The sequence below is a fragment of the Syntrophales bacterium genome (assembly GCA_035363115.1).
In the GTDB taxonomy this organism is placed as follows: Bacteria; Desulfobacterota; Syntrophia; order Syntrophales; family PHBD01; genus PHBD01.
The window spans coordinates 413,609-436,788 of record DAOSEM010000002.1 but is presented as its reverse complement, the minus strand read 5'-3'; the positions used below and the strand labels follow the sequence as shown (position 1 = coordinate 436,788).

The window sequence follows — 23,180 nt, the reverse complement described above, 5'->3', positions numbered from 1 at the left end:
GGCTGATCCTACCCGGAACGGGAATCCACCCGTTAATAATGCATCTTCGTCTTGCTCGATGTCCTTGTTTTTACATCGTAAACGACGTTGTTCTTGAAGTAGATGTCGATCATGGTGGTTTCGGTTTTCCATTCGGCACCGATCCCCACGGCGTGAGTAACCACACCGGTCCCCGTTATATTCTTTTCCATGTAGGCGTACTGCCATATCTCGACCTGATTCTTGGCGTCGTATTCCGTTTCCATCGGCTCTCCGCAAACCCGCAGAACGTCTTCCTTGGTTGACTTCCCGACTATGATGTTCTGCTTGACCGCTTCCGCGTCGATTCTCTTCCCTGCAGTCGCACAGGACAGGACAAACAGCGACAATACAATTACGACCGTAAGTCTTCTGTACATTACGGTTTCCCTCCTCCGGCAATCATTGGTCTTCCACGGATCCGCGGGCCGGCGTGCCACCCGGCATGCCGTCCCGGTCTCCCCTCCCCTACTCGTACAGATCCTGGTGCTTCAGGTGAATGGGAGGCATCTTCTCGGGGACCTGGGTGATGCATTCCGTATACTTCTGCTTGAGCTTTCCGTCTTCTCCGTATCGACGCTCCTCATAGCATTTCTGTACAGTCACGGGGGCACACGAGAACAGAAACAGGGCACATAACATAAGAACACAGAACCGTTTCATCCTATCGCTCCTCCTTTGAATTCTGTTCATCACGCTTGGAGAGACTGCTTTCTTCCCCGAGACCTGATGACATCAATGACCGATCGTCAACGCCGGGTCGAATTTCCCCGACACGGTCGGCGATTGCGCGTTGCCCGTCTCTCTCCTGACCTGTTCGGAAAGGAAGGGGATCAGTTCCCCCAGGGTTACGTGACCGTCACGATTATAATCCGCACCACCGTTTAGGCCCGTGAGGAGGAAATGCGTGAACACGCCGTGACCGCCTCCCCACTGCCGACCTTCCTGGGAAAACTGCCGGTCGTCCGATGCGCTGATGACCGCGACACCCTCGCCGACCTTGGAAAGAGTCTGGATGCCCGAACTGATGGGATTCACCTGGACGCCCCGGGCGGCGCGACGGGCGATGTCAAACGAGCGTCCGATGCCGCCGGAATGGCAGGCATCCGCAATCACCACGACCTTTTTCGCCTTGATAAAACGCTTCAGAGCGGTCTCGATGTCCCACATCGGGAATCCCGTCGTGGCTACGTCGTCGTACTGGCAGTCATAGGGAAGGAGAAAGAGATTCTGGGGCTGATCCGGGGACTGGGGGCTGCCGTGACCGGCGAAATAGATCATCACGGTGTCCTCTTCGAGCACCTGTCCCAGCCAGTTGAACAGGGCGTTCCGGATGTTCCTGGATGTGGCTTCCGAATCAAGAAGTATCCGGACCCGGGAGGGTGCGTATCGCCCGCCCTTCTGCGAAATCAGCCAGTCGTGGAACGCCTTGGCGTCCGCAGCGGCGTACCTCAATCCTTCGATCCGGGAGTCCTTATAACTGGAAATGCCGACGATGACGGCCCATTTCTGACCCTGAACGGGCCGCAATCCTGCATCGTCCCCGGCCTGTCCCGCCGGCGACACCCTCGCCTGCCCTTCGTTTCCGGCCATACCGGAGTCCGTCCGGACAACGGCAACATCGACGACTCCGTCGTTGTCCACGGTGCACCCGAAACAGTCGTTGATCCGGAGATAGAGAACTCCTTCTTCCTTCGGGGTAAAGACATATTCGTAACCGATACCGAAAGGCTCGCCGTTTTCACCTATCTTACCGATCAGAGCGCCGGCGCTCCACTTCTTGACGACATTCCTGACGGGCGGACAGGAAGAGCCGTGGGTCTCGACCCCCGACGGACTGGTCCATCCGCACAGGATGCCGGCGTGCCATCGACCCCGGGCCGATATTTGATACGAAGCGTCCTTCTGAACGATGACTCCCGAATTTCTCCATTCATCCGCCTGGGCATACACCTTTGCTGACCTCTTCTGGACCTTCTGATCCAGCCGGACGGGATCAACCTTGTCCGTGTACTTGAACCCGGCGCAGCCCGCCAGGATAACCATGCACAGGCAGGTGAGAATCAGACATTTTGCTTTTCCGCACGCATTCATGAAGGCTCCTGGATTCACAAAAAAACCCGTTCTCTCTTGAGATACGGGGTTATCGGGCAATCCATAAAATCTCCCCGAGAAATGGAACATGCCTGCATGATTGTTACAAAAGTATTGAAAACATTACGGCCAGAGCGGAGAATTATGCAAGCTTTTTGTCAGCTATTGTAACCAGGGAGTGAAAGATCGGCATGTACTTGAGTTGCATGGCATGACAATGGGACGCTGTTCGGATCGATTCGGCTCCATTCTGAATGCATTGCGGCTTTCCGGAACCTTCCCTCTTGAAGTCCGGCCGGTCTCGTGAAATAACATCCCCCTCAAAAGGGGCCGGAACAAGACGGACCCCTTAAAACTCCCCGGCGCGGAAAGAGGATCATCCATGAAAAACAAGGAAATCAGGGTTCGCGGATTCCATCTCGACCAGTTCGGACATGTCAACAACGTGCGCTACCCTGAAATCCTGGAGGAAGCCCGCTATGACTTCTTCGACCAGTTTCCCGGTTTTTTCGCGAGGATTCAGAGAACCGGCCACTATCTTCCCGTAACGGAGGTCCACATTTACTACCGGAAGCCCGCCCGGCTGGACGACATCCTGGACATCCGGACCCGGATTACCGGCCTGGACGATACGGGCGGAGCCATCCATCAGACCATTACCCTCAAAGGCACCGACCGGATCATCCTTGAGGCGGATGTACTATTCGTCGCCGTCGATCTGAAGACAGGGAGGCGGGCAGCCATGGAAGGCGATCTTCGTGCGGAGATCCAGTCCGTCATCGACCGTTGCGAAGCATAGTGCCCCCATCCCGCAATGGCTCGTTTTCCGGGAGCTCTCGAACCATCACCATACCGCATCGCATCGTCAATCTTTGAAACCAGCTGGAGGTTCCAGACAGGATGAAGCATGAGCAGTACGGCCCCATCACCTTGATTCGCGGAGAGAATGGCGGCCGCCACCCTTTTTGCCACTCCCTGTTTATCCGCGAGGCGGGTGTCCTGGTCGATCCATCGTCCGACCGTACCGAACTGAAGCGATTACGCGATGAAGGAGCCGTCAGAATGGTCTGGTTGTCGCATTGGCACGAGGATCACCTGATGCACCTGGATCTGTTCGATGACCTTCCTCTGTGGATGTCCGAGGAGGACGCACCTCCTCTCGCGGATCCGGAGATCTACATGGACTGGTATCGGGTGGAGAGTCCATCCGCTCGTGATTACTGGCGCGAGATCCTGAAGAAGCAGTTTCATTTCCGGCCCCGACGTCCGGTCCGATTTCTGAGGGACGGTGAACGGATCGACCTTGGAGTCGTAACCGTGGAGATTCTTAAAACACCCGGCCACAGTCCGGGACACCTGGCCCTGTACTTCCGGGAACCGAATATCCTGTTCCTGGGCGACTACGATCTGGCACCGATCGGCCCCTGGTACGGAGAGGTCTATGCAACGATTGAGGACACCTTCCAATCGATCCGTCGCCTGAAGGACATCCCGGCGGAACGGTGGCTCTGCTGCCATGGGAAGGGGGTCTTTGACAGAATCCCGGACGGCCGCTGGCAGCAGTACGAGGCGGCGATTCATGACCGGGAAAAGCGATACCTGGCCTTTCTGGACCGGCCGAGAACCATCTCAGAGATCGCGGAGGCCTGGATCTTTTACGGGAAACCGATGGAGCCGGCTCAATTCTACGAATTCGGCGAACGCCTCCACGCGGAGAAGCATCTTCAGTGGCTTCTGCAAAAGGGACTCATTACGGAACAGGATGGAAGTTATTCGAGGCAATAGTCTTTCCTTAATGACGATTTTACCCGCGTGGGAAGGAATTGTGGGGGTGCTCTTCGATCCTGGAAGGCGGGAAACGCTTAACTCTTTGATTTTTTGATGGTGCGAGAGAAGGGATTTGAACCCTTATGGTTTTACCCGCTGGATCCTAAGTCCAGTGCGTCTGCCAGTTCCGCCACTCTCGCAATTTAAAAGAGGTTTTCCCTTATACGTGGGATCGCGCCGCTTGTCAACGAGGCGTTTTCGATCAATATGAACAGCCGGCCGGCCTCCGGATCCATCTGAATCGGCCGGACATTCAGGGAGATAGTCCCACGGGCAAGGCGCACGATATGCCAGCGTGTCCGGACGGTCAAGTCAAAACAGGTCGGCAATGCCTGCCCGGATCCCATCCGGCTCTTCTTGGATCCAACCGGCGGCACCGTCCGGTCCCGAAACCGCAGGCGACACCGTCTTGCCGTCCTCCGTATCGTCATGGTAGAAGTTCCCTGCAGTGTGTGGTCGATCCAGTCAATCGAACCCAGAGAGGCAGGCGGATGAATCCTCGGAACCGGGCGACACGTTTTGCGTTTGTCTCTCTCCTCGCCATTGCCTGTTTTTGCCTCGTTTCCGCTCACGCCACCCAAGCCATGGAATCAGAAAGCACCGCCGCCCCTGTCTCTCCCTGCCTTTCCACGACCAGGATTCTCATCGTTTACATGAGCAAGTATGGCAGCACCCGCCAATACGCCCTCTGGCTCCGTGAGGCCATCCCTGGCGACCTGGCGGAACTGGGCCAGGGTGAACCGGACCTCACCCACTATGATCTGGTGATCGTGGGCAGCTACATCCGGAAAGGAGAAATCGCCGCCTCGTCATTCTTGGAAGAGAACCGGCAGGTCCTCAAGGACCGGCAGGTCATTCTTTTCACCGTGTCGGGAACTCCCCCCGGCCATCCTGCCCTTGAAGCATCATACAACAGAAGCATACCTGCCGATATGAGAAGCGGGATCACTCATTATGCCCTCCCCGGCCGGCTCATCCGCGAGGATTTGACACTGTTTGACAGAATCCTTCTTTCCTTCGGCAAAACCTTCGAAAAGGACGAGATCATCCGCAGGACCATGGAAAAAGACTACGATCATGTACGCCGGAAACATCTGCAACCCCTGATTTCCAGCATTCGGGAAATCATGCAGTCACGATGCGACCGGAACCCTTCCGGGCCTTACGATAAACCGGGAAGAACCAACCCCTGAGCGGAGGCATCGCAGACGCCCTCCCCCACGCTCCTGAATGACAGAGAATCCAGCACATCCATCCGTTAGTGCAAATACCAATCGATAAACTTCGATTGAAAAAATTAACAATCAGCGGGTTGACTTACAAACCCAGTTTCAGTAGAGTCCTCTCTAATTTCCGCATTTTGCACATGATCGGCACCGTTTCGCGATGCAGGATTCGAGAAACGCTTTTTGGCCTGACCACGCGATCCAAACGCAGAATCAGTACGTTGCATGAGCTGAGTTCACATTCCGCCACTTTCATCAGGTGTACCGATGGCGCTCGTAAAATCCGTGGCCGGGAACAAATCCAGAAAGATCTTCCTCATTTTTTTCATTCTTTCGTCCCTCGTTCCAATCTTCTTCATGATCTACATGACCTACGAATATCTCCTTCCGCAGGCCGGGACGCGGGATCTGGACGAGATCAAGCAGGCGATCATTTTCGGCCTTCTTGTGATGCTCCCGCTGCCGCTCGTCAGTTTTCTGCTTATGAACCGCTGGATCGCCTCCCTGGAGGTTGTTACGGACGAAATCAGGTCTCGATCGGCGGAAGTTGCGGACGGCCGGGTCGCCTTCTCCGCACGGGGTATCGACGTAGAGAAGAGAGTGCCGAAGGAAATGCTGGTCCGGGAAGCAAATTCAAGCCGTGACAATGAAATCCGCGTTTTGGTCGACTCCTTCAACGCCGTTTTCCAGACCGCTTCTGACCAGATCGCCGAACGACAGCGCCTTCGAGAACTGCTGGCAAAATTGATTGCCATCGCTTCCGACCTGACATCGGAGCTGGACTTCGACCGGCTGCTCCCCCTGATTGTCGGCGAGGTGACGGCGGTGATGGGTGCGGAGCGAACCAGCCTGTATGTCATCGACTGGGAGCGGGATGAGATATGGACAAAAGTCGCGGAGGGGATTCCCCCGATCCGTCTTCCCTTCGGCAAGGGGATCAGCGGCCGGGTGGCCCAGACCGGCGAGACCATCAATGCTCCCGATGCCTGGGAACTCCCCTACTTCGACCGCACCTTCGACGAGAAGAATGATTTCCGGACCCGCTCCGTTCTGTGCGTTCCGATCAAGGGCCGGCTGGGCGAGAGAATCGGGGTGCTGCAGGTCATCAACAAGCTCGACAGAAAGCAGTATTTCGACCTGGAGGACGAGGTCTTCATGAGCGCCCTCAGCTCCCAGGTCGGGATCGCCCTGGAAAACTCCCTGCTGGTGGAAGAGGTCCGGCTCTCCTTCACCAGTTTTGTGGTCACCATGTCGGCCATCGTGGACGCCCGTCACCCTTACACGGCAGGCCACTCGGAACGGGTGACCGAATATTCACTGCTGATCGCCTCGGACATGAAGCGCCTGTCCATCGACCGGGAAGCCCTGCGTTACGCCGCCCTGCTTCACGACATCGGCAAGATCGGAGTCCGCGACGCTGTCCTACTGAAAAATGGGCCATACACGCAGGAGGAACGGGAGGAGATGAACAAACACCCTGTCATGACGAGGAGCATCCTGGAGAAACTCCGGTTTCCCAGGGCCCTGTCCCGGGTACCTGTCATTGCCTGCTACCATCATGAAAAGATGAATGGACAGGGATATCCCGACGGGCTCAAGGGAGAGCAGATCCCCTTGGAATCGCGGATCATCGCCGTGGCAGACGTCTTCGACGCCCTGACCTCAAAACGGGATTATCCCAAGTACGACGAGGACTCGCTTTTAACCTCGGATCCGCTGCCACTGGAGAAGGTGGTCTCCATCCTGAAGGATGGGGCGGGAGTTCAGTTTGATCCCGTGGTTGTGGAGAGTTTCCTGCGCTGCCTGCCCAGGGCCTTGCTGATGTACCGGGGGGCTCATTTCGACCCCGGGTATGTCGATTCTTTTCTGCAGACCCGGGAACAAGCGGACGTGCGGGTTACAATGCACTGATCCCAATCGCACGGCATCACCGCTGCGGAACCTTGTCCAGGACTGATCCAGAGAGGGTTACGACTTTGGAATACGCGAAATATCCACAAGGAGGAAACTTGCCGGAAAACGAAGTGGCTTCCTTGCTGTTCGTTGCCCGTCCGGCTCGAACACAAGTTTGAAAAACACACAATATTGAACCACGGTCCCGCTCGTACACAGGGCCTGTGAGCATGATCATTTGCAAATCCATTAAGTTATGCTGCATCAGAAGCTCCGGTAAAAACGTCCATTGCGAAAGAGCAGCCGTGTTTTTCCGCACTTCTTGATACGATATTGTTCCCGACTTGCACCTCCACGTGCACATTCACCTTTCATTACAACTTAATACAGACATGGCACGCCGTTGGCAATGAATCCATCAAAGATCGTCGCCATCCTCCTGAAGATCGATCTTTCAGAATCCCCTGAGAGGAAATGCGAGGAACAAGCATCGCACATGCACGGGCCTTCCGCCCGTTTCATCCGCGCATCGCGAAGTGCGTACCATGAACACCGCCACTCTGGTTCAATTTACCGGATCCGCCACCATGATGAGAATCCTCATCAGGCAGGGGGAGACTCGGGATGTCGAGATCCTGGTGAAATATCTTCAGGATCTTTTCACATTGGAGAAGGATTTCGCAACGGACGCCGAGAGTCAGCGGGCGGGACTGCTCCTGCTCCTTTCAAACCCCGGCGAAGCGGCCGTTTTTGTTGCCGAAGCCGACGGCGTGGTCGTCGGCATGGCCACGGCTCAGATCGTCGTCTCGACATCCGTCGGCGGTTATTCGATCCTGCTGGAAGACATGTATGTCTCCGCCGGATTCCGCCGGCAGCGGATCGGATCGAAACTCCTGGAACAGATTCTCGCCTGGGGATCCGAACGCGGCGCACGCCGTGTTCAGCTGGTTGTCGCCTCGGCAAACGCCCGGGCATTCCGTTTTTACCGTCACGCAGGTCTCCTGAAAAGCAACATGACGGCGTTTTACGGAAAACTGGACGTCATGAACCCGGATTTCCCATAACCCGCACCCGGAAGCCGCCGCTTCGATTCACGCCCGGTCTGCTGATCGGACCTTCTCTTTCCTCAGCCACTCCTCGTAGTCCACCATCCGGGCGAGGGTCTTGACCGCGCGCTCCGGCGTCAGGAAGGCGATGCCTTTGTAGCGGCTGCCCGGCACTTCCCGGACGGTCTTGCTTTTCTCGTCGTCCAGGAACACACCCAGAACCGGTTTTCCATATTGTTCCATCAGTCTGGCGCTGTAGGCGAAGAATTCCTCCTCCGCCCCGTTGTAAAGCTTCCGCCCCTCGTCATAGAAAATCGGTTCAATGGCCTGCCCGGCAGTGCGGGCTGCGTCAAGTGATTTGAGGACCATCCGGGTTCTCCCGACGACGCCCAGGTGGATGACGGCGTCGCATTGATCCCATGCGATCAGGGCCTCCAGGATTTTCCCTGGCAGGGAGGGCTCGAATTCACCGACGAGGTCGACGGGGTTTTCACGACTCCAGTAGGGCGGCAGAATCCCGTCGATCCGGGCGATGACGTCCGGGGTCAGGTTCGGCACCTCCAGGCCCATCTCGATGCACACGTCCGTCGCCACCACGCCCCATCCCCCTCCCAGGGTCATGACGGCCACCCGCTTTCCCCGCGGCAGAGGCAGCGAGGAAAAGGCGGCGGACAGGTCCAGAAGATCCATCGGCTGATCCACGACAACCACTCCCGCCTGTCTGCTGGCCGAATTGAAGATCCGGATGTTCGATGCCATGGCTCCCGTATGGCTTGCCGCCGCACGGCTTCCCGCGGCGGTCCGGCCTCCCTTGAGGGCTACGATGGGCTTGTTTCTGGAGACCTGCCGGGCTGTCGAGAAAAACCGCCGCCCGTCCTTGATGCTCTCGATGTAGAGCACGACGGTCTTCGTGAGGTCGTCGTATTCGAACGTCCGCAGGTAGTCCTCGATGGTGATCATGGCCTCGTTCCCGGATCCGCAAAAGGCCCGAATTCCGATCCCTTCCGATTCTGCGAAATCGAGGAGCTGGATCCCAAGGTTGCCGGACTGTGAAACGAGGCTGACCGATCCGGGATTGGGCCAGCAGGAGGTTCCCGTACAGAAGAATTTCATATGGGGATTGCAGATGCCCATCGTGTTGGGGCCGAGAATCGTGATCCCCGCCTCTCCGGCGGCCTTTACGAGATCCGCCTCCGCCTGTCGGCCCTCGCTTCCCAGTTCGCCGAAGCCGGACGTGATCAGGAGCATGCGCCGGATTCCTTTGGCCTTGAATTCCGGAATCAGGGCGGGAACATGGGCCGCCGGGATCGTAACGATGCCGAGATCGACCTCGCCCGGAATCTCCATGACGTTCCGGTAGACCTTCCGGCCGGCAATCTCCGCACCCTTCTGATTGACCAGGTAAACCTCGCCCTCGTATCCGCCAGCCATGATGTTCGAGAAAAGCATGTTTCCCCATTTCCCGATCTGCGGCGAGGCTCCGATCAGGGCCACCGAGCGGGGATAGAATATTCTTTCCACCTCCCTGAGATCCACCGGATGGTGGGCGGATGTTCCGGTGGGCCGCTCCCCGATAATGATGAGGGCATCGACCGCCGTCACCCGGCCGTCGGCTCCGATCACCAGGGGGTTGATATCGACTTCCGTGACATCGGTCAGGTCTTCCGCCAGGCGGGACAACCCGACGAGCGTGCGGATGATCTCCTCTCTCCGAACCGCGGATTCGCCCCGGAAGGGTCCAAGCAGCTTCGAAGAGCGAAGCTCGTCAAGCATCAGGCCGGCCTCGTTTTCGTCCAGGGGGGCGATGCGGAAGACGACGTCCCCCAGGGCCTCCGTAAAGATGCCGCCCAGTCCGAACATGATGACCGGACCGAACTGCGGGTCGCAGAACATGCCGGCCACGAATTCCCGGCGTCCCCGAATCATCGGTTGAACGAGATATCCCTCCAGGTCTTCCCCGGCCGATCGAGCGACGGCCCGTGCCGCCGCCAGGACCTCCCGCCTGTTCCTGAGATTCAGGCGGACGAGCCCCCGCTCCGTTTTGTGCGTCAGCCTCGCACCCAATCCCTTGAGGACGACGGGGAATCCGTATTTCCCCGCCAGTTGAGCCGCTTCATCGGGATCGGCCGCAATCGATTCATCGACAACGGGTATGCCGTAGCCATGCAATACCTGCTTGGACTCCGCCTCCGTCAGGGCAGTCCTTCCTTCCTTCCTTGCTTTTTCGATCCGTGTCTTCTCCATTTCCTTCTCCTGCTTTCTCAGGTCTGCCGGAATCCCGGCATGTCCATGTGCAATTCATAAATAAGATGCATGCACAGATTCGAGCTGTGCATCAACATTCTTTCCATGCAATCCAGCGTCACATCTATCTCTACACATTCCCGTCCCGTTAATCAACGAATCATCCGCGGTCACGGGTATCATCCCGGATGTAATGGATATTTCTTTGGGCAGCGTTTACCTGGTCATTTAGTAACCGCGGTCAGTCTTCGAGGCAAAAAAAATGGCTTGATTCTTTTGTCAGAAGACATGCTCATAACCATCCTCCTTGTCTTCGCCTCTGTCCGTTGCGCTTCACCCGGCATCCCTGATGGTCCGGAAGCCTTTGTCGATTTCCGCATACACTATGGGACCAGCCTTGTCTTTTGCAATCGGAATTTGTCTGAAAACCTTCCGGACATCGTCTAAGATTGATTCCAATCGCCGAGCAGAGACTCCGGAGACAGGCGTCCTGCTCCCATCTTCATTCAGTTCGGCCCTCCCGATCCGGAGGAGGCTTTGCGTCGGTTCTTCTTTCATCGGCAACGCTTATTCACTGTTCGCTGTCTCAACCGGACGGCCCCGATCGATGTGTCCTTATCCGTTTTCCTTCTTTCTGCGTTTCTCCTCTAAGATGCCGATCAAAGGCCCGCCTTCACGCCAGGTCCAGCATGTGTTCATCAGTAAGCTGAAGTTCTCCAGCAGAAAACCGGGGATTTTATGATCATAATACGCTCCGTATCCCTGCATGACGGAAGGTCCCATGGATGTCAACAGGGCTACAAGATGGTTGCACCCCTTGATACCGCCGCCGATGTCTTTCACCTTTGCCGTAAATCCGCCCGCAATTCTCAGGCCTTTCGCCGGCTCCAGGCAATGGATGGTCTCCAGGCAATCCCCGCGCGGGATCACGGGCATTTCAACCTGAAGGTCCTCAATCTCGAGGCTCTCTTTGTTCACAAGCAGGGAAACGATCATCTGGTGCAGGATGCCGGGTGATCTCTCTTCACCCGTTGCCATGCGAAATTCCTTGTGCCGGAAATCCGTCAGGGTGCCCTCGACGACAAATCTCGTTTCGTCGTAATCATACGTATTCATGTCTATATTTCTTGTGTGGTACTTTTCGCCTCGCGGCTTGCCGAATAGAGACATCTTTGTTGACCTCCCAATATTCCGAATGGACCGATCCGGTGCATCGCCCCCCTTCGGATCCCCTCCCCGGTCCCGTCCCCTGTTCGTCCATTTATGAAGCTGTTAAAAAAACGACTCATCGCAGACGGCCTTTTCCGGTAAAGAGCTGGCAGTCCATTCCGGAATGAGCATACATCTCCCGGGAAGGCATGAAACGAGACTTGAAACCCGCCGCGCGGCAGCCATAGGGAAAGCTGACGTCGTGGGTGACATAGAAGTGAGAACAGGACAGGCAATTGATCTCTTTATCCTCTCTGTCCCGGGCGCAATCGGAATCCGTCTCCTTTGTCATTCTGCAAAACTCTTGAAGGTTTGTGTCCTTCGTCTGATACTTCCGCCTCCCCGCTGCGGCAAAGGGTCCCCGCAACGCCAATCCCTCCGGAAACCGCGATCACTATACTTTGCAGAATGCACATGTCAAGTTCGCGGCGCTACAATTCCCGACGTTACCGTCATCGACTATAAAACCCGGACGGGATCCATGCCGCTTCGTCCACACCTTGGATTTGTGGTTTCTTTCCTCTCGGCCGTCTTCCATCGAAATGCCGTCTGTCAGCGTCTGCGACGTTGGCCGTTTCCGTGGAATGATCGGATGGCAGTGCCTGGACCGCAAGAAGGGGGGGAGGAGGCCGCTCCATCTGACACGGCCTCCTCCAAGGAGGGCTTAATAATTCACGTTGGCAATGCCCTTGAGACATAAGATCTGCCGGGCCTCGTCCGGGGTCGCCGGCTCGATGCCGAGCTCCTTGGTGACCCGGACCATCTTGGCCACCTGCTCGGCGTTGCTCTTCGCCATCCGGCCCTTCTCCAGCCACAGGTTGTCCTCCAGACCCACCCGGCAGTTCCCGCCCAGGAGCAGCGACTGCGTGCAGATGGGAACCTGGGCACGGCCGGCCACGCACACGGAGAACTCAAACTCGCCAATGTGCCGCTTCGCATGCTCCACGAGGAACATCAGGTTCTCCGGGCTGGCGGACAGCCCGCCAAGGATGCCCAGGACGAACTGGATGTAGACGGGCGGCTTGATGTAGCCGGCCTGGATCAGGAAGGCCACGTTGTTCACCATGCCCGCGTCGTAGATCTCGAACTCGGGCTTCGTGTTGTTCTCGCTGAAGAACGCGCAGTATTCCCGCAGTGTCTTGAAGGTGTTGGGAAAGATGAAGTCCTCCGTCATGTTCAGCATCATCTTCTCCCATTCATGCTTCCATTCCTTGTAGCGCAGGAGCATCGGGAAGAGGCCCCAGTTCATTGACCCGGCATTGCAGGATCCCAGCTCGGGCTTGAAGTGCGTGACCGGAGCGACCCGCTGCTCCAGGGTCATACCCATGCCGCCGCCGGTGGTGATGCAGATGACGGCGTTGCAGCGGCTCTTGATGCTCGTGATGATCTCCCTGATCAGGTTGATGTCCGGGGAGGGCATCCCGTTCTCCGGGTTCCGGGCGTGGACGTGGACCACCGCCGCCCCTGCCTCGTAGGCCCGGACGGCCTCGTCGGCGATCTGTTTGGGTGTGATGGGGAGGTAGTCCGACATGGTCGGGGTGTGGATGCTGCCCGTGACAGCGCAGGTGATAACGGCCTTCTCTTTCATGAAAACGTTCCTTTCTCTCTTGATTTCCCTTTCCAGGCAATCGGGTCCACTCCATTCGGGATCTTGATCCGGAATGATCTCCCGCAGGAAAAACCTGGAACACCTGTGTTACCGACGAGGGAACAGCACAAAAAGTGCCAAGGATTTCAGAAAAGAAAAGCACTTATTATAACAGCATGTTAATTCTTGATCGGGAATCAAAGGAAACATCAGGCAGGTCGTTATGCGGTCAGATGCTCTTATGTGGACATTCTTTTGTCATTCCCGTTGTGGTTTTACGGGAAAAGATCTCATGATGCCAAACCATTGCAGGAAGTTCGATCATGATTATCAAATTGCATCAAAAAGATCAGGTAGAGGAGAATGCTTTAAAGCGCCTTCCGTTTGAAGCCTTTGTCTTAAAAGGGTATGGCGTTTCTCCGTTTTGTTGTTCTTCACCGCGATGGCCATCGCTTTTTTTGTTCCGACAATCACAACCAGCTTCTTCCCCCTTGTCACACCGGTGTAAAGCAGGTTTCGCTGCAGCAGGATATAGTGCTGAGTGAGAATCGGGATCACCACGGCGGGGTATTCGGACCCCTGGGATTTGTGGATGGAAACGGCATAGGCATGGGCCAGTTCATCAAGGTCCGAATAATCATAGACGACCTTCCGCTCATCGATCAGCACCGTCACCTCTTTTGACTCCTCATCGATGGCGGCGATTCTTCCGATGTCGCCATTGTAGACATCCTTGTCGTAATTGTTCACGATCTGCATGACCTTGTCGTTGACCCGGAAGAGACGTCCGCCTCGAAAGACCCCCTCCTCCCCCGGATTCAGGGCCTTCTGAAGCTCCAGATTCAGATTGCCGGCGCCGACGACTCCCCGATGCATGGGGCTGAGCACCTGGATGTCATTGATTGCATCGAAACCGAACCGCTTCGGGATCCTCTCGGTAACAAGCTTGAGGATCGTTTCGAGCGCCTTCTCAGGGTCCTCCTGCTCAATGAAGTAGAAATCGTCCACCTTATCCGGGCTGGCCTTCAGGTTTGGCATGCTGCCTTCATTGATCTTGTGGGCGTTGACAATGATGGAGCTTTCCCTGGCCTGCCGGAAGATCTCATTCAAATGGACGACCGGGGCAATGCCGGAATCGATGATGTCCATGAGAACGCTGCCGGCACCGACGGAGGGAAGCTGGTTGCCGTCACCGACCATGATAAACGTGGCTTTGACGAGAATCGCCTTGAGAAGGTGGTGCATCAGCAGGGTGTCGATCATGGATGCCTCGTCAACAATCAGCAGGTCGCAATCCAGAGGCGATTCTTCGTTCTTCTGAAAACCACCCTTCCGCATGTTGAATTCAAGCATCCGATGAATGGTCCTGGCTTCATGCCCGGTTGCCTCGGTCATGCGTTTTGCGGCTCTCCCGGTAGGAGCGGCCAGCATGATCCTTGTCCTGATGGCCGAGAAGATTTTCAGGATGGCGTTGATGATGGTCGTCTTCCCGGTTCCAGGACCGCCGGTGATGACCATGACCTTGTTCTCTGCGGCACACCGTATTGCCTCCACCTGCCTGTCGGCAAGGGTGATGGAGAGCTTTTCCTGGACCCACAGGATGGCTTTATCGGCATCGATCTTCCGGATAGCCTGGGGAGCGGACACCAGGGCTTTGAGCCGGGCGGCCAGATTGCTTTCCGCAAGGTGGTATGCGGCCAGATAGACCGCCTTGGTGTTTTCCCTGGATTCGGTGAGGCTGTCGTACATGTCTTCGATGACAATCTGCTTCTCGAAGGCTGCCTTCCCGATCGCCCTGGTGATGATCTCCCGGTCGATATCCAGCATCTCCCTGCATTTCTCGATCAAGAGCTCACAGGGATAAAAGACATGGCCTTCATCGGTCAGCTCATGGAGAACGTAGAGAATGCCCGCGGCGGCCCTCAGGTCCGAGTCCCTGGCGAAGCCCAGTTTTTCCGCAATCTTGTCGGCCGTTAGGAAACCAATGCCGAAGATATCCGTGGCCAGGCGGTAGGGATTCTCCTGTACGACCTTGATGGCGTCATTTCCGTATTGCTTGAAGATCCTGGCGGCATAGCCGGAACTGACACCATGGGATTGAAGGAAGATCATAACTGCACGGATTTCCTTCTGCTCCTCCCATGCTTTCCGGATCATGCCAATGCGCTTCCTGCCGATGCCTTCCACATCGGCAAGTTTATCGATTTCGTTTTCAATGACCTCCAGGGTCTTTTCCCTGAACATCTTCACGATCCGCTTCGCCATGACCGGACCAATGCCCTTGATGAGCCCGGATCCGAGGTACTTCTCGATTCCATGAACACTGGCGGGAGTGGTTGTCTGGCAGAAGACAATCTTGAACTGTTCTCCGTACTTCGGGTGGCTCCCCCATTCCCCTTTCATCTTGATGATCTCGCCGGGGGTGGGATTGACGATGTTTCCAATGATGGTCACCAGTTCCCGACGGCCGTAGACCCTGATCCTGGCGACGGTATAACCCGTCTCCTCGCTGGTGAAGGTGATTCTTTCAATTTGCCCCTGGAGGTCGGTTAGATGATCGGAAGCCATAGACGTCATGAGAAGTTATGTCTCAGGGTTATCGGGAACATCCCTTTCCATGAGAGGAAAGGTGATGCCATGCTTCGGGAATGACGGGTGCGGCGGCGCTTCGCCCCCCGCAGATCGAAAACCGAGGTCCTGAAGAAAAACAAAGGATGAGCTCCGGGCAGTGGTGCGGATACGACAACAATCCTGCGCTACTGCAATGCAGAACAGTTCCATAACGAGGCTTCGGCCGATCCATTTTCCCCGGGCATCGGAGGAAACCGCCAGATGCCTTAGATCAACCTCTGTTTCTTCCATCCAGATCTCAACCAGTCCGCCAACGATTCTCCCCTCCTGTCCGGCTGCACACGCTCCCTGCCATCAATCCTGAAGCCATGCCGCTCCACCTTCCGGATTCGGCAGGCTATCACGCACCCTATTCCCCTGTCCAATGATCGGGGAGCATCATCGTTCTTTTCTCGACTCATGAATGGTCATAAGGGCATCCTTTTCAACGATCAGGCGGCGTGAAACCCACAAGTGGGTTGTTATGACCGAATTAATCCTGCCGCAATGGCCTCTTTGCGTAGTGAATCGCGAAAATCCGGATGAGCAATACCGATCAAACGGTTTACCCTTTCGCAGATGGGCTGACAGAAGAGATCTGCGATGCCATGTTCGGTCACGACATACATGGTATCCGATCTCGGAGTCGTCACAACAGACCCCGGAGGAAACGCTGCTGTTATCGTAGACTTAGTTTGGCCATCCTTTGTCCTGTAGGTCGAAGGTAGACAAAGGAAACTTTTCCCGCCTTTTGAAAATGCGGCTCCTCTCACAAAATCAGCCTGCCCCCCTGTCCCGCTATATTGCTGGAAACCGATTGATTCAGAACAGGCTTGACCCGTCAGATCCATCATTAACGTCACATTAATCGACATCATATGATCGCACTTGGCGATTTCCCGCGGGTCATTTGTAATCCTGATGGGCTTGAGTTCCACTTTCCCTGTCCCGATAAAGTCGTATAGTTCCTGACTTCCCACAGCAAAGCCAGCAACCAGCTTACCATTCATAACACCCTGCTTCGCCAAGGTTACCATTGAATCCGTAAACATCTCCGTATGAGCAGAAAGGTTTTTCTTCTCGGCAAGTCGGTAACCAATGGCATTGGACAGTGAGCCCAAACCGAGTTGAATGGTCGCCCCATCTGGAATGTGCGGAATCACAAAATCAGCAATCTTGTTGTCTATCTCCGTCGGTTTTTCCTGGACCAGCTGTGGAAGTGGATGGTCATATTCGCAGATATAATCGACTTCACTTACATGAATTTTATGTTCAACCCCTCTAACATGCGGTTGATGTTTGTTTACCTGGACAATAATCTTTTTGGCTGTCTTCGCTGCTGAACCATTGATACAGACGCCCATGGGTCCATAATGCATATATCCATCCTTATCCGGGACAGATACATCCGTCATGAGTGTATTTGTCTTGTAGACATCGTTTACAGCGATGTAGCCCTTGGAAAAATGGACGGAGTTGATGCTTACATTTCCTACTTTAAAAAAGGCCCTTTCGAAAGGCCCGGCAAAAAATGTATAAAAGTTGATGCGTCCAATGAATTCAGGTGACTGCAATATTTTGAAAGGATGCAAGATCAGTCCAGAAACGATATGAACATCGTTCAGTTCGTTCACCCGATCCGCGAGGGTTTCAATCAATTGAATAGGCGCTGAGGACATTACACCTAAAAATACCCTGTCTCCTGATTCAATTTTTGCTGCTGCTTCTTCTACCGACAATAGTTTCCGGTTATACGTTTCCTGCCAACTCATAATGACAATCTCCTTTCATTCTCTGGGTATTTTCCCAGAGTTTTCATTATCATTTAACCACAAATGTCCTGTCATGGTTTACATTTGCCATATGAATTAATAAAAAAACCCCGCAATCATTGGATTCACGGGGTTTAAAAGTATTCTTCTTATAGAACATAATGGAAAATGCTATCGATTCTTTAGATATTATATTGAACTATAAGAAAAGAAATGTCAATGGAGAAATAGCATGTATTCCTTCATTCATGATACTCATCTACGTTTTCCTTTATAAGTCTGAAACTACATTGCTTTAAACGACAGATAAGAATTATGACACCGTTTTTCGGGATTGACACTTATAACCTTCTTCCATTTTGTCCTATACCCATAAGGCATAATTTTACCATTGACACTATTAACACTCCTCTTTACAGTAACATCTCAATTAGACAATCCTTTTGGAATCGGATCCATTTCCCCGCTGTCTCAACAGTTCCCCGCAGAATCCGATGAATGCCATAAAGACAAAACCTGCACGAACCTTGAAGAGGGCGGATGCCTCGGTATCCGGAAACATATTCTCACAGTTCAAGCAGCGTTTAGGAGGTTCTGACATGAGTGGAAAAGACTCCAGGGACGGCTTCAACAGACGGGATTTCATCAAGGGGGGCATCGCCGGAGCAGCGACGGTTGCAGCCATGGGACTTGGGACTGCGGAAGTTCAGGCCAAAGCAAAGATCCCGAAGAAATGGAACAAGGAAGCGGATGTCGTCATCATCGGCTACGGAGGCGCAGGCGCCTGTGCAGCCATTGAAGCCCATGATGCGGGAGCAAAAGTGTTGATTCTTGAAAAAATGAATTTCAGCGGCGGAAACACGGGGGTGTCAGGGGGTGGCGTCCTGTGCCCGACAAATGCCGAGGATGCCTACACATACATCACCGGTCTCTATGAATTTTCCCACTCCGACCTGGATAAGGATCTGGTGAGGATATACGCAAATGAATCCATCAAGAACGTGGAATGGCTGAAGTCGCTCAAGGAAGGAACAGATGTCATGGTCTACGGTGGAGCCGGATTCCCCAAGGTTCCCGGCGCAAAGTCCATGAACAAGTATCACGTCAAGGGAGAGGGCAAAGGCCTTCAGGGAAGTTCCCTGAATCTCTGGAAACTTCTGACCTATGCCGTAGAGGAAAAGAGGAAGATCCCCGTCATGATGGAGACACCGGCTCAGGAACTGGTAACGAACGCCTCCGGGGAAGTCATCGGCGTGATTGCAAAAACAAAGGGCAAGCCGTTTTCGATCCGGGCAAGGCGAGCCGTCATCCTGACCACCGGCGGCTATGAGTTCAACGAGCGGGATCTGAAGAACTTCGTGAAGGGTTATCCCATTTACGCTCTCGGCAGCCCTGGCAACACAGGCGACGGCATCCGCATGGCCCAGAAGGTCGGCGCCGGACTCTGGCACATGAATGGCGTCTCCTGTCCACTGGGCATCAAGACACCCGAAATCGATGCCGCCTTTACGTGGGCTCCCACGACGGCACGGCACATCCTGGTTGACAAGCATGGGAAACGCTTCGTCAACGAAAAGGCGGTGGAAATGCATGCGGGACTATTGGCCGTCGATTACTTCGATACCCATGCCCTGGAATATCCCCGGATCCCCTGCTACGCCATCTTCGACGAAACCGCACGAAAGGCTGGTCCGATTACGGCCCTGGCGGGAATGGGCTATGCGGGCCGTCAACACAAGTGGAGCCGTGACAACAGCGCAGAAGTTGAGAAAGGCTGGATTCTCAAGGGGAACACCGTTGTTGAACTGGCCAGTAAGATCAAATCCATGGATCAGGCTACTCTGGAGAAGACGGTGGCCCAATGGAACGAGGATGTGGCAAAGGGCAATGATACGCTCTTCCACCGGCCGATGCGCTCCGGTGATCCATCCAGCCCGGCCTACAAGGAACTCGCCACGGCGCTTTGGTCAGCGCCAATCGATCAGCCGCCATTCTATGCGGTCGCTCTGTACCCATCCCTCCTGAACACCCAGGGAGGACCAAGGCGCAACACAAAGGCCCAAGTGCTCGATGCCTTTGAAAAACCGATCCCACGGCTTTATGGCGCCGGTGAATTTGGCTCAATGTGGGGCATCATTTACCAGGGAGCGGGAAACATCGGCGAATGTGTCGTCTACGGAAGGATCGCCGGGAAGAACGCTTCCGCGGAAAAACCGTGGAAGTAGAAAACCGCCGATGATGATTAACCGGGAGCCGACTGCACATGGTGCAGTGCTCCCGGTTTCATGATCAATGGGAGGAAGATCATGATCAGGCATTATTCGTTATCGAAGAGGAGCCTCATTGTATTGGGCACGCTCCTCTTTCTGTTCCTCACCGTAGTGCTGAGACCGGATGTCAGCGGAGAAGATGGGAAGAAGTTTTTGGCGGACAGACACCAGGCAAAAGGGATAGCGTGCTCCGCCTGTCACAAGGAAGACCCTCCAAAGGCCGCCGTTTCGACCCCCGTCTGTCTGGGCTGCCATGGATCCTATGCCAGGATTGCAGAAAAGACGCTCAAGACGGAACCGAATCCTCACGCTTCCCACATGGGAAATCTATCCTGCGATAACTGCCATCATGCCCACAAAGGATCGGAAAACCAATGCTTATCATGTCACCAATTCAACTTTGAAACGCCGTGAGTTGACATGTCCTGACACAAAACTGGATCCGTTTTCGGGGGGCAGGTAAGGGGTAGGTCAAAATTGCATGCCGATGGTGGGTCAATTTTCAATGCCGATTGACAAGTTGACAACAAAGAGTCCCCGGAAAGCCCTTCTCTTTGCTTCATCGCTCACGACAAATCCCTTCCTGACAAGTTTGACACTCGTGCTCGCGGTCTCGCTCCCGGACCAGCGAGACGACTTAACGGATGCCGACGTCTCCCTTCCCGCCATGGCGGCCGGTTTTTCTGATTTGTTTCGTTAATCTGTATAAATCTCTCTGTGATGACCAGCCCCCCGGAATGATGTTCATTTCCGGAGGACTGGTCCGTTCGGCGGTCATGTCCTATTCAGAGTATGCCGGTTCACCCTGGATGGATTTCACCAGATCCAAAGCCTTTTTGACTTGATCCCGGGTTCCCCGGAAAACAAGCCATACACTGCCTTCCGCACCACTGACACCGCCAGCGCTGGCCTGGAAAACGGTTGCCCCTGTCAGCATGTTGATAGCCTCCAGTTCTGTCACAATTTCTCCAGTGAGGAGCCACATCGAGGGAATGACATAACCGGGGAACACCGACGATGGACGGCCGGATGAGGGGGATAACGATTCCATTGGCTCACGCATCTTCAACGTCATGTCCACAACATCCCCGGCAACCAGTTTCTCGAGTCCGATCGGAATGACGAGGTGGGCCTTGCGTGCCACGATGAAGGGCATGGTGATCCCTGTTGTTCCTCCGGAGGGATCGAGGATATTGACTGCCGCTACCTTGTTCTTGTAGTCTAAGGCATTCGCCCCTTTGATGACGACGTCACCTGCTTTCAGCTTCTTCGCTGCCTCACCAAGCGGGATATCAAGAACCTTGCCTTTTTCCAGAATCAGGTGGTTGACAGGTTTTGCCTTGGGCAGGTATTTGGCTCCTTTCTCGGGCTCGATTCTTCCCGTCACAAACGCTGCATGATCGGCCTTTTTCCCGCTGATCTCCTCTGCCACGTAGGCATTGGTTGTCCCCTTGATGATGATGATCATGCCTTTTGCAAGGGCGTTCTTGACGACCGGCATCTGAGCTACAGCCTTACCGATCAGCCTCTTGGACTCAGCGACAGTCAGAATTGCTCCGCTCTGGACGAGTTTATCCGGTCCTGCGCTTCCCGATTCCGCCGCGGACGAGATCCCTGTAAACAGCAATTGTCCGCCAACGACAATCGCAAACAGAAAGATGACGACTCTCAATACCTTTTTCATCATGTGTTCCTCCCTTCGCTGTTCGATTCATGTTGTTTTAGATTATGCTCCGGACTTCCTAAAAGCCGATAAACAGATCTCTATGATGCACGATCCGTTGTGCCTCTTCACATGATATCCTGGCCAGACATTGGTTACAATCCTGGAAGCGATACCATCGCCCTGACTGCTTTTTTCCATGAAACCAATACTGAGCATGAGCATATTTCCCGGAACCTGCATCATATTCATTTTGTTTACAGATCGCTCAATGAATGTGAAATTTTCTGGGCTGTTTTCGATACCAGCTTCGCAAGCATTTCGCTCCGTTTGGTGGTTACCCGGTTTTTTGGAGCCGAAATACTGATGGCCGCCACACATTCTCCCTTGGAGTTCAATACAGGTGCGGCAACGCAGTAAACCCCCACCAAGGCTTCTTCATCATCGACGGCAATTTTCCTGACCCGGACTTTTTCAATTTCCTGAATCAATTCATCAACGGATATGATTGTATTTTTTGTGAGTTTTTTAAAAGATGTACTCCGGCTGTAGATTTGCCGAATGTCTTCATTGCTGAAGTATGACAACAATATCTTGCCCGTTGCACAGCAGTAGCCCGGAAACCTTGCACCAGCTGTTATCGATATCCGCAGCAGCGCTTCACATTCCAGCCGGTAGATGTAGCGGATCGCGTTATATTCCCAAACGGCCGCATTCACTGTTTCCTCGCAAGCTTCATAGAGCTCCATCAGGAAGGGAGCCATTGCGATGCGAAGAAATCGTTCCCTTTTAGAGTCAATTCCAATTTCCAGCGTCCGGACGCCGAGGCCATACATTTTGGTCATGCCGTTCTGCTGGACGAATTTTCGCGCTACCAGGGTGCTGAGGACTCGATGGACCGTCCCTTTCACCATGCCGAGTTTTTGGCAGATTTCCGTTATGGAGAGATCACGCCCCTGATCGATCAGAAGCTCAAGAATTAAAAGTGCTTTATCAAGAGAGGTGACTCGGTATTTATTCTCGGAATTCGACGGAGTCTTCAATTTTACGGATGCTTTTTTCATGCCGATAGAGCCGCCAGGAGGGATCGTTCCATATTTTTGAATGAATTGTTACCTTGTGGAAAATCAAAGTCAAGAAATTGTTCCGTATGCTGGATTTTGAGTTCTGATATACGGAACGTATGTCTCGACAGACAATATGGAAGTTTCCTTCGACTACCCACATAAGGTTTGTCCAATTCAAAACCTACCGGACTTACTACAAGTGGATGCCGAGTGAGAGCAGGAGAAATATCGACGAACTGGATTCTCAGGGGGAGGATTTGACTGGTTGCGTCGAACACGCAACCAACACGCAACCAGACGAAAAAAGAGGGTTACGAAATCATGCGTAACCCCTCGATCTTATTATGGAGGCGGCAACCGGATTCGAACCGGTGAATAACGGTTTTGCAGACCGCTGCCTTGCCACTTGGCTATGCCGCCAGAAATGACTGGAGCGGGCGAACGGATTTGAACCGTCGACGTCTACCTTGGCAAGGTAGCACTCTACCACTGAGTTACGCCCGCTCTTGTTTTGGTGGTGCCGGACTATAACAGATAAAAAGTCTTTGTCAATAAAAAATCATCCCGAAAAACCGCTCGAACGGGCCATGGGCAAGCAACAGAGCCCTTCGACAACAGCACCGAATACGACCGGCCGGCATCCGGCGAAAAGT

General features: G+C 54.3%; 17 protein-coding genes and 3 tRNA genes. 7 read left to right on the top strand and 13 right to left on the bottom strand.

Annotated features, from left to right (window positions below):
- Positions 1-32 precede the first annotated feature (32 nt).
- From PLO63_07470 to PLO63_07460, 3 genes are all read right to left on the bottom strand, one after another.
- A complete protein-coding gene (locus PLO63_07470; GenBank protein ID HOI73971.1) occupies positions 33-398 on the bottom strand; it encodes a hypothetical protein in 366 nt (121 codons plus the stop codon).
- An 88-nt stretch (positions 399-486) separates the two neighbouring features.
- Positions 487-624, bottom strand: a complete 138-nt coding sequence (locus PLO63_07465; GenBank protein HOI73970.1) for a hypothetical protein — start codon at positions 622-624, stop codon at positions 487-489.
- 129 nt (positions 625-753) lie between these two features.
- Positions 754-2,112, bottom strand: a complete 1,359-nt coding sequence (locus PLO63_07460) for a caspase family protein (GenBank protein HOI73969.1) — start codon at positions 2,110-2,112, stop codon at positions 754-756.
- Positions 2,113-2,425: 313 nt separating this feature from the next.
- Here PLO63_07460 and PLO63_07455 point away from each other — a divergent pair, with 313 nt between their 5' ends.
- Both PLO63_07455 and PLO63_07450 read left to right on the top strand, forming a co-directional pair.
- Positions 2,426-2,911 (top strand): thioesterase family protein, encoded by a 486-nt coding sequence (locus tag PLO63_07455; GenBank protein ID HOI73968.1) that lies wholly within the window; start codon positions 2,426-2,428, stop codon positions 2,909-2,911.
- A 101-nt stretch (positions 2,912-3,012) separates the two neighbouring features.
- Positions 3,013-3,897, top strand: coding sequence for an MBL fold metallo-hydrolase (locus PLO63_07450; GenBank protein HOI73967.1), 885 nt, complete (start codon positions 3,013-3,015; stop codon positions 3,895-3,897).
- Positions 3,898-3,994: 97 nt separating this feature from the next.
- On the opposite strand, the gene PLO63_07445 is transcribed toward PLO63_07450, so the two are convergent.
- Positions 3,995-4,079: transfer RNA gene (locus PLO63_07445), tRNA-Leu, on the bottom strand.
- Between the two features lie 513 nt (positions 4,080-4,592).
- Here PLO63_07445 and PLO63_07440 point away from each other — a divergent pair.
- The 3 genes from PLO63_07440 to PLO63_07430 all read left to right on the top strand — a co-directional run bounded on the left by PLO63_07440 (position 4,593) and on the right by PLO63_07430 (position 8,122).
- Positions 4,593-5,132, top strand: coding sequence for a flavodoxin domain-containing protein (locus PLO63_07440; protein HOI73966.1), 540 nt, complete (start codon positions 4,593-4,595; stop codon positions 5,130-5,132).
- Positions 5,133-5,432: 300 nt separating this feature from the next.
- A complete protein-coding gene (locus tag PLO63_07435; GenBank protein ID HOI73965.1) occupies positions 5,433-7,076 on the top strand; it encodes an HD domain-containing phosphohydrolase in 1,644 nt (547 codons plus the stop codon).
- 569 nt (positions 7,077-7,645) lie between these two features.
- Positions 7,646-8,122: a GNAT family N-acetyltransferase gene (locus tag PLO63_07430; GenBank protein HOI73964.1), complete on the top strand. Its 477-nt coding sequence runs from the start codon at positions 7,646-7,648 to the stop codon at positions 8,120-8,122.
- A 27-nt stretch (positions 8,123-8,149) separates the two neighbouring features.
- Here the strand turns inward: PLO63_07430 and PLO63_07425 are convergent, their stop codons facing one another.
- The 5 genes from PLO63_07425 to PLO63_07405 all read right to left on the bottom strand — a co-directional run bounded on the left by PLO63_07425 (position 8,150) and on the right by PLO63_07405 (position 17,527).
- Positions 8,150-10,348, bottom strand: coding sequence for an acetate--CoA ligase family protein (locus tag PLO63_07425; protein ID HOI73963.1), 2,199 nt, complete (start codon positions 10,346-10,348; stop codon positions 8,150-8,152).
- A 615-nt stretch (positions 10,349-10,963) separates the two neighbouring features.
- Positions 10,964-11,518 carry a DUF2889 domain-containing protein gene (locus PLO63_07420; GenBank protein HOI73962.1) on the bottom strand — a complete coding sequence of 185 codons (555 nt, stop codon included), beginning with the start codon at positions 11,516-11,518 and terminating at the stop codon, positions 10,964-10,966.
- A gap of 703 nt (positions 11,519-12,221) precedes the next feature.
- Positions 12,222-13,145: a 3-keto-5-aminohexanoate cleavage protein gene (locus tag PLO63_07415; protein HOI73961.1), complete on the bottom strand. Its 924-nt coding sequence runs from the start codon at positions 13,143-13,145 to the stop codon at positions 12,222-12,224.
- 330 nt (positions 13,146-13,475) lie between these two features.
- Positions 13,476-15,722 carry an ATP-dependent RecD-like DNA helicase gene (locus PLO63_07410; protein ID HOI73960.1) on the bottom strand — a complete coding sequence of 749 codons (2,247 nt, stop codon included), beginning with the start codon at positions 15,720-15,722 and terminating at the stop codon, positions 13,476-13,478.
- Positions 15,723-16,237: 515 nt separating this feature from the next.
- A complete protein-coding gene (locus tag PLO63_07405) occupies positions 16,238-17,527 on the bottom strand; it encodes an acetyl-CoA hydrolase/transferase C-terminal domain-containing protein (protein HOI73959.1) in 1,290 nt (429 codons plus the stop codon).
- A 599-nt stretch (positions 17,528-18,126) separates the two neighbouring features.
- On the opposite strand from PLO63_07405, the gene PLO63_07400 reads away from it, so the two are divergent.
- Positions 18,127-19,752 (top strand): FAD-dependent oxidoreductase, encoded by a 1,626-nt coding sequence (locus PLO63_07400; protein ID HOI73958.1) that lies wholly within the window; start codon positions 18,127-18,129, stop codon positions 19,750-19,752.
- Between the two features lie 81 nt (positions 19,753-19,833).
- On the top strand, positions 19,834-20,211 hold the full coding sequence (locus PLO63_07395) for a cytochrome c3 family protein (GenBank protein ID HOI73957.1): 378 nt from the start codon (positions 19,834-19,836) through the stop codon (positions 20,209-20,211).
- Between the two features lie 367 nt (positions 20,212-20,578).
- Here the strand turns inward: PLO63_07395 and PLO63_07390 are convergent, their stop codons facing one another.
- The 4 genes from PLO63_07390 to PLO63_07375 form a co-directional block, all read right to left on the bottom strand.
- On the bottom strand, positions 20,579-21,484 hold the full coding sequence (locus tag PLO63_07390) for a hypothetical protein (protein HOI73956.1): 906 nt from the start codon (positions 21,482-21,484) through the stop codon (positions 20,579-20,581).
- A 233-nt stretch (positions 21,485-21,717) separates the two neighbouring features.
- Positions 21,718-22,524 carry an IclR family transcriptional regulator gene (locus PLO63_07385; GenBank protein ID HOI73955.1) on the bottom strand — a complete coding sequence of 269 codons (807 nt, stop codon included), beginning with the start codon at positions 22,522-22,524 and terminating at the stop codon, positions 21,718-21,720.
- Positions 22,525-22,872: 348 nt separating this feature from the next.
- A tRNA-Cys gene (locus PLO63_07380) sits at positions 22,873-22,947 on the bottom strand.
- Positions 22,948-22,956: 9 nt separating this feature from the next.
- Positions 22,957-23,031: transfer RNA gene (locus PLO63_07375), tRNA-Gly, on the bottom strand.
- Between the last annotated feature and the right edge of the window lie 149 nt (positions 23,032-23,180).

Coding starts and splice junctions, on each gene's coding strand:
- PLO63_07410 (HOI73960.1), bottom strand. CDS start 15,722: ATGACGTCTATGGCTTCCGATCATCTAACCGACCTCCAGGGGCAAATT.
- PLO63_07435 (HOI73965.1), top strand. CDS start 5,433: ATGGCGCTCGTAAAATCCGTGGCCGGGAACAAATCCAGAAAGATCTTC.
- PLO63_07390 (HOI73956.1), bottom strand. CDS start 21,484: ATGATGAAAAAGGTATTGAGAGTCGTCATCTTTCTGTTTGCGATTGTC.
- PLO63_07450 (HOI73967.1), top strand. CDS start 3,013: ATGAAGCATGAGCAGTACGGCCCCATCACCTTGATTCGCGGAGAGAAT.
- PLO63_07430 (HOI73964.1), top strand. CDS start 7,646: ATGATGAGAATCCTCATCAGGCAGGGGGAGACTCGGGATGTCGAGATC.
- PLO63_07425 (HOI73963.1), bottom strand. CDS start 10,348: ATGGAGAAGACACGGATCGAAAAAGCAAGGAAGGAAGGAAGGACTGCC.
- PLO63_07395 (HOI73957.1), top strand. CDS start 19,834: ATGATCAGGCATTATTCGTTATCGAAGAGGAGCCTCATTGTATTGGGC.
- PLO63_07405 (HOI73959.1), bottom strand. CDS start 17,527: ATGAGTTGGCAGGAAACGTATAACCGGAAACTATTGTCGGTAGAAGAA.
- PLO63_07470 (HOI73971.1), bottom strand. CDS start 398: ATGTACAGAAGACTTACGGTCGTAATTGTATTGTCGCTGTTTGTCCTG.
- PLO63_07415 (HOI73961.1), bottom strand. CDS start 13,145: ATGAAAGAGAAGGCCGTTATCACCTGCGCTGTCACGGGCAGCATCCAC.
- PLO63_07420 (HOI73962.1), bottom strand. CDS start 11,518: ATGTCTCTATTCGGCAAGCCGCGAGGCGAAAAGTACCACACAAGAAAT.
- PLO63_07440 (HOI73966.1), top strand. CDS start 4,593: ATGAGCAAGTATGGCAGCACCCGCCAATACGCCCTCTGGCTCCGTGAG.
- PLO63_07400 (HOI73958.1), top strand. CDS start 18,127: ATGAGTGGAAAAGACTCCAGGGACGGCTTCAACAGACGGGATTTCATC.
- PLO63_07385 (HOI73955.1), bottom strand. CDS start 22,524: ATGAAAAAAGCATCCGTAAAATTGAAGACTCCGTCGAATTCCGAGAAT.
- PLO63_07460 (HOI73969.1), bottom strand. CDS start 2,112: ATGAATGCGTGCGGAAAAGCAAAATGTCTGATTCTCACCTGCCTGTGC.